This window comes from Limosilactobacillus kribbianus (assembly GCF_026413145.1).
Taxonomy (GTDB): Bacteria; Bacillota; Bacilli; order Lactobacillales; family Lactobacillaceae; genus Limosilactobacillus; species Limosilactobacillus kribbianus.
Map to the genome: position 1 here is coordinate 1 of NZ_JAOVYZ010000062.1, position 9,521 is coordinate 9,521.

Genomic DNA, 9,521 nt, shown 5'->3' on the forward strand with positions numbered 1-9,521 from the left:
TCAAATCAATTGGTATCTGAATTCCCGGCCACTTAAATGTCTTAACTGGCGCACACCAATCGAGATCTTCCTGCTTAATTTACGTCATTAAATTCGTTCAAGTTATTTCTTGCAATCTGCCTTATTAAATTGCGCTTTGCTGTGCATCAATTTTATTGCCAGCTTTTCATTATCTTCTTTTGCAAGTGAATTGACCCATTTATCAATTCGACTAAACATTGCATTATTTGTTGCTTGGGTCGGCAAACCCATAAACAAACCGGTTGTCCCGCATCGACTAGCTAGCTGCTCAACCGCAGTCATTGCAATTTCACTCTTCCCAATCCCTGTTGGCGCCTCAATAATCAACATACCAGGGTCAAGAATTTTGCCAATACTTTCTGACATTAATTTTTGCACTACGCGTGGTTTAAATCCCCACCTTTTCTGATAATGTTCGGCTGAATTGACAACTGCTCTGGGTGTCCAATGGTCACTTACATCCCATTGAATAATTGCATTTTGATAACGTTCACGCATATTCAAATCGGAAAAATTCTGATCCAGTCGAATTAATGGAAATAATGGTATAGAGTGATCGTTACCCAAGTATTCACTTGATGCAAGCCAGTCAGCCATAATCAACAATCCAGTTAAAATTATTGCTTGTGCTTGAGTAACCTTTGGTACTTCATGAATATCTAAATAACCAACAAGGTTCAAGCCATATTCAATTAGTTCCTGTTGGACGTTTTCCCATGGTTCTTCTAGTTTCTTATCTTTATCAGACTGGATATAATTCTCTCTATAAGTGCTATATTGCCGCCGAAAGTTAAAATATTCATCAACAGGTTTACCATGATGAGCACCAATAATTGCACCTACAGTGGGATCCAAGCCAGCCTGCTCCATAATTGTTTCACCCGCCAGTGCATGTGGTGATTTTCGACGAGAAGCAGGGCTAAACTCATTTAGTCTGTTGAAACCCGTTCGAAGTAATTTTTCCATCAAAACATTATCTAACTCATGATCACCATTATAGGATGCCTTAGTCTGAAAAGCTGGTGTTGCCTTTCCAATGTCGTGAAAATAACCTACAAATTTTACTAGCGATTCCACTTCATCGTCTGTTAAGTCTTGCTGGATAATCCTCTGTTGATTGGCGTCTAGCCAATTCTGATATAACCAATTAATTACATTTTTAGTATCAATTAAGTGGGCAATAAGTGGAAGCCATAATTCCTGACCTTCTTTATTTTCCTTTTTTGCCCATAATGACTGAGCGCGCACAGATAATTCTTTAATTCCCATTAAAGGCCTCCAGATAAGTTAGTCTCGTCGCTATGTAATCGCTTTCTTAATGATGCTAAGTATATCACAGTTTTAGTTAACCTCACCCATTAAAGCTAAAAAACTCCCTTATTATTTATAACGAGCACGAAGCACACAGATGGGTTCTAGGGCTCCACACATTTGCAAAAAAAATACAATTCGATTATACATCAATGTTTCTTGCATTTGAAAATACCCTCACCATAGATAAGGAATACTCCGTCTCAATCCTTTCCGTCGAGACTTTTTTAGGATCACCCCCATATGCATGGGGAATACAAATTCCCGTCGATGAAGCTATAGAACTTGCCAGGATCACCCCCATATGCATGGGGAATACAGTTAGTTTGTGGTCTTTAGATTGTCGCTTTAAGGATCACCCCCATATGCATGGGGAATACGATTACATACGCCCCAACCACTAGCACCGTTGAGGATCACCCCCATATGCATGGGGAATACAACAGGCAAAGTTTCATCACTGACACTAGACGAGGGATCACCCCCATATGCATGGGGAATACGCCCACCTAACTACTTTTTCCACCTTGTCCTGAAGGATCACCCCCATATGCATGGGGAATACTCATGGAGAAAGCCCTGGTCAATGCGGAATTGAGGATCACCCCCATATGCATGGGGAATACAGGCTGACAAGTACGACAATGGTGCAACCGGAAGGATCACCCCCATATGCATGGGGAATACTTGAGTGATTTGTCGAGCCACTTTTGCATGGTAGGATCACCCCCATATGCATGGGGAATACACTAAAAGATCCCTAATAATACACGATTTATCTTTTTGACAAAGTCGAATTTTGTTTAGTTTGTATTTAACCAGCCCTCATAAGGATGAGGAATAGCATTGTTAAAAAATAATCGAATACTCTTAAAATATAGGATCACCCCCATATACATGGGGAACACTTTAATTCCTATTCTACTATTGTTTTAATGCCTTACTAACATTAATGATTGGCATATTACCGGGAACTTATTTAGAAGAACCTGTGAATATTGTTAAAATTGCTCTAGAATATGGATCAAAAATTATAATAGCATTTTGCCAAATTAAGGTATTCAAATTTCGGTATACCTGTCAACTGCGTTTAACTCTAATTTATATAATACTTTAATTTTCCCCGCATCTACTTTCCAAAAACATATTATTAATATGGAAAATTGAGGCTGTATTCAGCGCAGTGAAGAGAAATCCACATTATCACACCATTAGGTCGATCTTGAAATTTTAAATAGCAAAGTCGATCACAAACTTCCATTCCAAACACCCATACATCACCTGGAATTGCTGGTATATGATTATCACTTTCCGGTCCGGAAATATAATCACGCCAGTTCAAGCGCTGATAAATTTCATCAAATACTGTTTCTTGATCAACGCCAAGTTTAACAAGTGTTACTAGGTTTTTATGACGAGTACTAAGACACCATTTATCACGCCTGTTTTTAATGCTTTTAACAACTATTTGAATTCTAGAAGGATCAACCATTTTATTACCCCTATAGCATCAAATTTGTGTCTGACGAGATACGAATATAGCGCTTATTAATTGTTATATCTTATAATATATTATACATTGTTTTAACGAATCGTCACTATCAAAAATCACATTTCCAACCGACTCACGACTCACATAACATTATCCAAAACTCGTTCCACGTCATGGCTGAAACTGCTTTTCTGCAGCTGACTGCTGATGAAGTAAACCGTCACCTGCTCACCATCAATTGTGAACGCCACCCTGGCGGAGCCGATTTTGCCCAGGTTCAAGCGAAATTCGTATACCGGATGTCCGGCGACCCGCTGCCTGCTGGCCAGTTTAACCTTGGTCATCCCCGTCTTTTGTTCCTCATCAACCGCCGCAGCAATCCGCCGCCGGATTAAGTCAACTTGCCGGGCATGCTTCTTGAAAAAGCTTTTGCACCCCGCCTGATAAAAATCCACTTGCATTTTGCTTGCCTCGTAATTTCTCATAGCTGTTCACGACTGATGTAGAGCTGATGGCTGCGCGGAAATTCGCGTTTAAAGGCTGTCATCAACTGGTGCTTGGCGTCGCTACCGCTGGGATAAGTTGTCGTAAGGTTGATATAGCCCTGTTCAGTCAACGTTATCTGCCCCGCGGCATTCATAATCGTTAGCGAACGATCCTTTTTATTGGTGAGCAGCACCACACGTTGGTCAGTCCGTGCCCGCACGAGCCGCTTCAGTTCCGCCTGTGCCTGTTTCACTGGTATTTGCCGCATCTGCACACCCCCGCTATCTCGACTGAATTGCTCCACGGTGCTTCTTCAACAGGAACAAAAAGAGCCCAATCATCAGCAGGTAGGCGACATTGAAGGCCAGGCTACAATCGGATCCGTATTGGCCGCCGGTGATTAATTGCCGATGGCTGCTGAAAATCAGCTGAAATGGCCAGTCGTGGGTGACGCTGGCCTGGATCGGAACCAAGGTGAAAAAGAGGTTGTAAAATGCGTGAACGGTATAGTCTGCCCAAATCGAACCCTCGTAAAGGTAGATCAATGATAGCAGGCAACCCATCAGCGCACCGGAGAGGACCAATTGAATGGCACTGATAATGTTAAGTGGACCGTTCAGCAGGTGGACGAGGCCAAACAGTAACGAAGACACGATAACGCCGGCGATGAGATTGTAGCGGCGGGCGACTTGTTCAATGATGACACCCCGGAAGGCCACCTCTTCCACGAACGGCGCCGCAAAGAACATCAATGCTTCGCTCACCAGATTTTGCGTGAAATCCCAGTGATTTAATGCCGGCATCGCAACCTTCAGACCGGCGATCCACGACCCGCACAGGATTAAAGCGTACAGCAATAATCCGTAAGCCAAGTACCGCCCCTTGATCCGGACCGGAAAAGAGATTGCCGGAAAATCGTGGTGGTAAAAGTGCTTTTTGAGCCAAACAAAACCATAGTAGAACAGAAAGAGGTAGCCCAGCGGCGCCAAGACGTACACCGTTAAAATATAGAGATGGTTGTTCTTAAGCGTGGAAAAGGCAATTTGCGGAAGGCCAAGCACAACTTGCGCGAGCACCTGGGCGACGATTACCCACAGCAGAATCACAACCACATCACGGACAGCTAGCCAAAATTTTTTCATTGCTCTGTTCCCTCTTCCAAGATTAGTTTTGTCAACACCCTACTTCTGCCCCCATTTTACCAAATCTGCCTGCAGCTGAACGAGCTCAACTAATAACTCTAATAAAAAATCACCATCTTTGAACATTACATGGAGTTCAAAAATGGTGAAATGACTGTATTAAATGCAAATATTTAAACTCGGGACTTTTTCGCTTCAAGCTCTGCTGGACAATAATTGGTTTCTAACCGTAAAGCATCGGAAAAAGCCTCCAGGGCATATTTAGTGGCGTGATACTAGGCACCAAACTTGGTGGTTAACCGGCCACCCATGGAGGAAACGTCAATAATCTTTCCTGATTGCTGGGCACGCATGTAGGGCAATACCGCCTTCGTCAGTTCGGCCAGGCCAAAAAGGTTAACCTCGAATTGCCGCTTGGCTTCCTCAATTGTAACATCCTCGACTGCTCCATATGATCCGTATCCTGCATTGCTAATCAAGATATCAATGCGTCCCCTCGCGGTCAATCACTTCTTTAACGGCTGCCTGGATAGAGTCTTTTTGGATAAGGTCCAACTGAATCGGAACGATCCCGGCTGCTTTTAAGTCCTCCATCGATTTAACGCGCCGGGCGGCTCCGTAAACCTTGTAACCATTTTGAGTCAGGCTCTGCGCGGTTTGGTGACTAATTCCAGATGATGCACCGGTCAGTAATACTACTTTTGTCATTGTGATACCCTCTTACTTTAGATTTGATGTCTTCATTCTAGACAACAAGCGCCGCCAATTGGATAGCAATTAATGACAAGTTAGTAGCAAATCACGACAAGGATATTTATGCAGATCCCATTCTAACAAGAACCATCTGTCACTTCATTTAGCAAATTACGGATAGTTTTTTTCTATATGTGTTGGGGTTTCTTGTTCAAATTGCGTTGACAATATATCAAAATCGGAATATATTATATACCGAATTTGATATATGGGGATGATCAAGTGAATTGGTTTATAATTGCAATGACCTTTATTGGCGTTAATTTAGACTTTTTCTTTATACTGCTATTTTTGCTTAAAAAGTATCGTCTACGCGACGTGATCCTTGGCTACCTAATTGGGGTACTGTTGTTGGTAACGGCCAGCTACTTTGTCGGAAAGATATTAGCGATCTTGATGCCGGAATGGCTACTGGGAATCTTAGGGGTTCTACCAATCTGGATGGCAATTCATGACAATGATGAAGACTCCAATCAGGCAGAGAGAAAATCTCCTGTTTTAACTGTCCTTATCACCTACTTAGCCGTTTGTTCCGGTTGTAATCTATCAATTTTCTTACCAATTTTGACCGGGGTAAGTCTTGTCCATTTTGGCGAGGTCCTGCTATTTGTTGCAGTTTTCACCGTTATCATTGTCATTCTGCTTAAAGTCATCGGTGAGATCCCAGTCGTAAATGGTTTTATGACCAAATATAGTGAAATTCTCATGAAAATTGTTTATATTGGAGTAGGACTCTACGTCTTTTGGGATAGTGGTCTAATTACTCACTTAATTGGTTTATTATAAGGAAAGTCATGATGGAAACTCCCGATAATTTAATAAATGAAGCAGCTAAAATTTATAAGGTACTAAGCAATGCAACCCGGATAAAAATCTTATATTTCTTGCGCTATCAGGAAAACGACGTTCAGGTCAGTGAGATCGTCACCCAGCTTGGTATCGCACAGCCAGTGGTTTCAAAACAGTTGGGAATTCTGCGCCGCTACCAGCTGGTACGCAACCGAAAAGAAGGCAACAAAGTCTTTTACATTCTCGACGATCCCCACGTGGTCGAAATGATTGACGATATGCTTAATCACGTCAAGCACGAAATTAAGGGCCTGCCTTATCCTAAGAACTTATACTAAAAAGTCATATTTCAAGAAAAGAATTAAATTGTATGTATGCACTCAGTAGTCACAGCTGAGTGTTACTTTTTAAACCTCCTAATTTAATCTAATGTCCACGACTCATTCTTCAAAAAAGTTGATATTACTGATTTAAAGCTGTACCCTCGTCAACCAAACTTAAAGCGATAACAATCATCAATTTTTTCACACGCCTTTATACCCTGCTATTTCAATGCTTCCAGCTTATTCCATCACCCTAACCAACTCAACTCCCCAAAATGGACACTGGCCTACACAACCCGAAAATCCAGCACGCTGTCCACTCGACCCTCTACCTCAATAAGCAAAAAGTGTACTAATTCCAATCATCAACAGAGGAATTAGTACACTTTTAATATATTAATAATGCCTTCACACCGGCACTTTTCGCTTATTTATCTGTACGTTCAAGAACCGTTACCGACTCCACATGCGTAGTCTGCGGGAACTGATCCACCGGCTGAATCGGCTTGACCACGTGGTAGCCGACCTCGGCAAAGCGCTGAATGTCGCGCACCAGGGTTGCCGGGTTGCAGGAAACGTAGATCACCTTCTGCGGCCCCATCTCACCCGTTGCCTCAATCAGCGATTCCGCTAGGCCCTTGCGCGGCGGGTCCACGATCACGACGTCCGGCTTCAGGCCCGCCGCCTGCCACTTGGCAAACTGGTCTTCCGCCTTACCGACGACAAACTTGACGTTCTTGATTCCGTTGCGCTTGGCATTGTGCTTGGCATCGTCAATCGCCGCCGGGACAATCTCAACCCCGTAGACCTGCTTTGCATGTTTAGCCACCGCCAGCGAAATCGTTCCGATCCCGCAGTAGGCGTCGATCACCGTCTGGCTGCCGTCCAGGCCCGCATTGTCGATCGCCGTCTGGTAGAGGCGCTCGGTCTGTTGCGGGTTGACCTGGTAGAAGGACAGCGGCGAAATCGCAAAGTCGATTCTCAGCAGCTGGTCGTGGATCTCGCTGGCACCCCACAGCGTCTTGTCGGTATCGCCGAGCAGGCGGTTGGTCTTCTTGTCGTTGATGTTTTGAACAATCGACTTGACCTCCGGCACCCCGGCTACGATTCCGTCGACAATCTGTTCCTCCATCGGCAGGCGCTTCGTGTTGGTGACCAGCACCACCATCACCTCGTGGCTGTAGTAGCCGCGGCGCACCATCACCGTCCGGATGACGCCCTTGCCGGTCCGCTCGTCGTACGGCGTCACGTGGTACTTGCGCAGGAGATCCCGCACCACCACGATCGCCTGGTCAATCTTCGGGTCCTGGATGTAGAAGTCCTCAATTGGCACCAGGGTGTGGCTGCCCCGCTTGTAAAAGCCGGTCTCCAGCTGGCCCCGCACCATCTTGACCGGCACCTGGGCCTTGTTCCGGTAGTGGTAGGGCGTCTCCATCCCCATCGTCGGCAGCACCTTGATCTCATCGAGGTGGGCTTTCTCAAGCAGCTCCTCGATCTGATGCTGCTTAAACTTCAGTTGGGCTGCATACTTCAGGTGCCCCAACGGCGCGATCCCGGTCTGGATGTAGGTCTTGTCCTTGACGTCGACCCGGTCCGGGCTATTGGTCTGCCACTCCATCACCCGACCCCAGGCAAAGTTGCGCGTCACTTTGGTCACCTTGATCGTCACCTTTTCCCCGGGCAGGGCGTTGGGCACGAAGACCGGGAAGTCGTCGACCTTGACCACCCCGTTGCCCTGGTAGGTCAGATCAACCACGGTGCCCTGATAATCATTGTTTTTGTGTACTGGTACTTGAACCTTCATTTGTCTTCCTCCATCGAAAATCTCTGCTCTCTATTATATAACGACCGCTTTTCTTCCCTCAACTGGGACGCTAGAAGTGCACATTAATCCTAAATAAACGATTCCCATTTATGTCCAAATATTAAAAAAATACTGATATAATGCAAACACCACATTCTATCAGGAACACTTGAAAAAATTCATGTAGCAATATTTAAGAAGGGGGCTAAATTCATGGAATTCATTGGTGAAAACATTCGCCAGTTGCGCGAATTATTTTGCCTTTCACGAAAAGAACTAGCTGCGAAAGTGGGGATTACAGAACAGACAATTTGGCAGTACGAAAATGGCAAAGCAGTTCCAAATGTTGCCATCTTCAATCAGCTCACCAAGCTTTTCAAAGTTAACTCTCAATATTTCTTTACAGAAAATCATGTTTCCCAATACATTACAAGCGCGAAACATGTTGCCCACTGTGCCGATGATCGCGATTCACGAAAAAAGACAAAGTTTGAGCTACAATACCTAAACTTTGTTGACTACTACATTGACTATTTCGAATCTTTTCTAAAAGTACCTCAAAGCAACTTTACTAAATTACAGCGTCAAGTCGAAGAAATCATTAGTCGTCCAATAAAGCGACAGCAAATGATTTCTGCAGTTGCCAAAACGGCCCGGTCATTTCTTAATATTCAGGACAATCGCGAACTGATGTATGACCTCGAAAGAGCTGGAATATATGTTCTTGAACGCAAGTCGTTGGAACATTCGATTGATACCTACAGCACTTTGGCGGATAATAAACGCCCCTTTATTGTATTGGGGACGGAAAGAAAGTCGGCTGTCAGAAGAACCTTTGATTTGGCACACGAGTTGGGGCACCTGCTGCTCCACAGGAACATTGACATGGAATTGCTCGATAAAAAGGACTATCAACAAATTGAACGAGAGGCAAATGATTTTGCGGCTCAGTTCCTAATTCCCGAAAAAGAGTTTGTCACGGATTTTCAAACGATCAGTCGTCCTTCAAATCCACTGTCTTACCTTCCCCTAAAGGAAAAATACTACGTTTCCATTACCGCACTGGAACTGCGGGCTTACCACCTTGGGCTTTTGAATTATCAGCAAAATCGCTATTTTTATGCGAGAAGGTCGAAACTTGGCTATCGATTGGAAGAGCCGTTTGACAATCAATGGGCGCCAATCAAGCCGGGTAAAATCAAGGCGATGCTGGACACCGTTTTCGATAATCACTTATTAGCCCTATCGGATCTTTCGAATCAGCTCCATATCAGCAAAGTAAGCCCGCCGTGGCGACACGCCTTGAATCAAAATTCCCGATATGCTTCGATCCTTGGACGGTCGATCATATCGGGAGTTCTTTTATCTTATGCATGACAGTGTTCTTGGACCTCTTTTGT

9 protein-coding genes, 1 pseudogene and 1 CRISPR repeat array are annotated in these 9,521 nt (G+C 44.3%); of the genes and pseudogenes, 3 read left to right on the forward strand and 7 right to left on the reverse strand.

Going from position 1 to position 9,521, the window contains the following annotated elements:
• Positions 1-102: 102 nt before the first annotated feature.
• The 6 genes and pseudogenes from OCT58_RS09430 to OCT58_RS09455 all read right to left on the reverse strand — a co-directional run.
• Positions 103-1,290, reverse strand: coding sequence for a CRISPR-associated endonuclease Cas3'' (locus tag OCT58_RS09430; RefSeq protein ID WP_267202588.1), 1,188 nt, complete (start codon positions 1,288-1,290; stop codon positions 103-105).
• A 271-nt stretch (positions 1,291-1,561) separates the two neighbouring features.
• Positions 1,562-2,080: a CRISPR direct-repeat array (repeat unit 29 nt; unit sequence AGGATCACCCCCATATGCATGGGGAATAC).
• A 402-nt stretch (positions 2,081-2,482) separates the two neighbouring features.
• Positions 2,483-2,824, reverse strand: coding sequence for a hypothetical protein (locus OCT58_RS09435; RefSeq protein WP_267202589.1), 342 nt, complete (start codon positions 2,822-2,824; stop codon positions 2,483-2,485).
• 140 nt (positions 2,825-2,964) lie between these two features.
• Positions 2,965-3,285, reverse strand: coding sequence for a hypothetical protein (locus OCT58_RS09440; RefSeq protein WP_267202590.1), 321 nt, complete (start codon positions 3,283-3,285; stop codon positions 2,965-2,967).
• A 20-nt stretch (positions 3,286-3,305) separates the two neighbouring features.
• The gene (locus OCT58_RS09445; protein WP_267202591.1) at positions 3,306-3,578 is read right to left on the reverse strand and encodes a hypothetical protein; all 273 of its coding nucleotides are present in this window, start codon (positions 3,576-3,578) and stop codon (positions 3,306-3,308) included.
• A gap of 13 nt (positions 3,579-3,591) precedes the next feature.
• Positions 3,592-4,452 (reverse strand): CPBP family intramembrane glutamic endopeptidase, encoded by an 861-nt coding sequence (locus tag OCT58_RS09450; RefSeq protein ID WP_267202592.1) that lies wholly within the window; start codon positions 4,450-4,452, stop codon positions 3,592-3,594.
• Positions 4,453-4,730: 278 nt separating this feature from the next.
• Positions 4,731-5,160 (reverse strand): annotated as a pseudogene (locus OCT58_RS09455) (SDR family NAD(P)-dependent oxidoreductase); the annotation flags it as partial.
• A gap of 267 nt (positions 5,161-5,427) precedes the next feature.
• Here OCT58_RS09455 and OCT58_RS09460 point away from each other — a divergent pair.
• Together OCT58_RS09460 and OCT58_RS09465 are read left to right on the forward strand one after the other, a co-directional pair.
• Positions 5,428-5,991 (forward strand): cadmium resistance transporter, encoded by a 564-nt coding sequence (locus OCT58_RS09460; protein ID WP_267202593.1) that lies wholly within the window; start codon positions 5,428-5,430, stop codon positions 5,989-5,991.
• An 11-nt stretch (positions 5,992-6,002) separates the two neighbouring features.
• Entirely contained in the window at positions 6,003-6,332 is a 330-nt protein-coding gene (locus OCT58_RS09465; RefSeq protein WP_267202594.1) for an ArsR/SmtB family transcription factor, read from the forward strand.
• Positions 6,333-6,744: 412 nt separating this feature from the next.
• Here the strand turns inward: OCT58_RS09465 and rlmD are convergent, their stop codons facing one another.
• Positions 6,745-8,121 (reverse strand): 23S rRNA (uracil(1939)-C(5))-methyltransferase RlmD, encoded by a 1,377-nt coding sequence (gene rlmD / locus OCT58_RS09470; protein WP_267202595.1) that lies wholly within the window; start codon positions 8,119-8,121, stop codon positions 6,745-6,747.
• A gap of 213 nt (positions 8,122-8,334) precedes the next feature.
• Between rlmD and OCT58_RS09475 the strand changes: the two genes are divergently transcribed.
• The gene (locus OCT58_RS09475) at positions 8,335-9,498 is read left to right on the forward strand and encodes a spr1629 family repressor/antitoxin (protein ID WP_267202596.1); all 1,164 of its coding nucleotides are present in this window, start codon (positions 8,335-8,337) and stop codon (positions 9,496-9,498) included.
• Positions 9,499-9,521 lie beyond the last annotated feature (23 nt).

Excerpts from the sequence above, each read along its gene's own strand:
- OCT58_RS09440 (WP_267202590.1), bottom strand. The coding sequence starts at position 3,285 with ATGCAAGTGGATTTTTATCAGGCGGGGTGCAAAAGCTTTTTCAAGAAG.
- rlmD (WP_267202595.1), bottom strand. The coding sequence starts at position 8,121 with ATGAAGGTTCAAGTACCAGTACACAAAAACAATGATTATCAGGGCACC.
- OCT58_RS09430 (WP_267202588.1), bottom strand. The coding sequence starts at position 1,290 with ATGGGAATTAAAGAATTATCTGTGCGCGCTCAGTCATTATGGGCAAAA.
- OCT58_RS09465 (WP_267202594.1), top strand. The coding sequence starts at position 6,003 with ATGGAAACTCCCGATAATTTAATAAATGAAGCAGCTAAAATTTATAAG.
- OCT58_RS09475 (WP_267202596.1), top strand. The coding sequence starts at position 8,335 with ATGGAATTCATTGGTGAAAACATTCGCCAGTTGCGCGAATTATTTTGC.
- OCT58_RS09450 (WP_267202592.1), bottom strand. The coding sequence starts at position 4,452 with ATGAAAAAATTTTGGCTAGCTGTCCGTGATGTGGTTGTGATTCTGCTG.
- OCT58_RS09445 (WP_267202591.1), bottom strand. The coding sequence starts at position 3,578 with ATGCGGCAAATACCAGTGAAACAGGCACAGGCGGAACTGAAGCGGCTC.
- OCT58_RS09435 (WP_267202589.1), bottom strand. The coding sequence starts at position 2,824 with ATGGTTGATCCTTCTAGAATTCAAATAGTTGTTAAAAGCATTAAAAAC.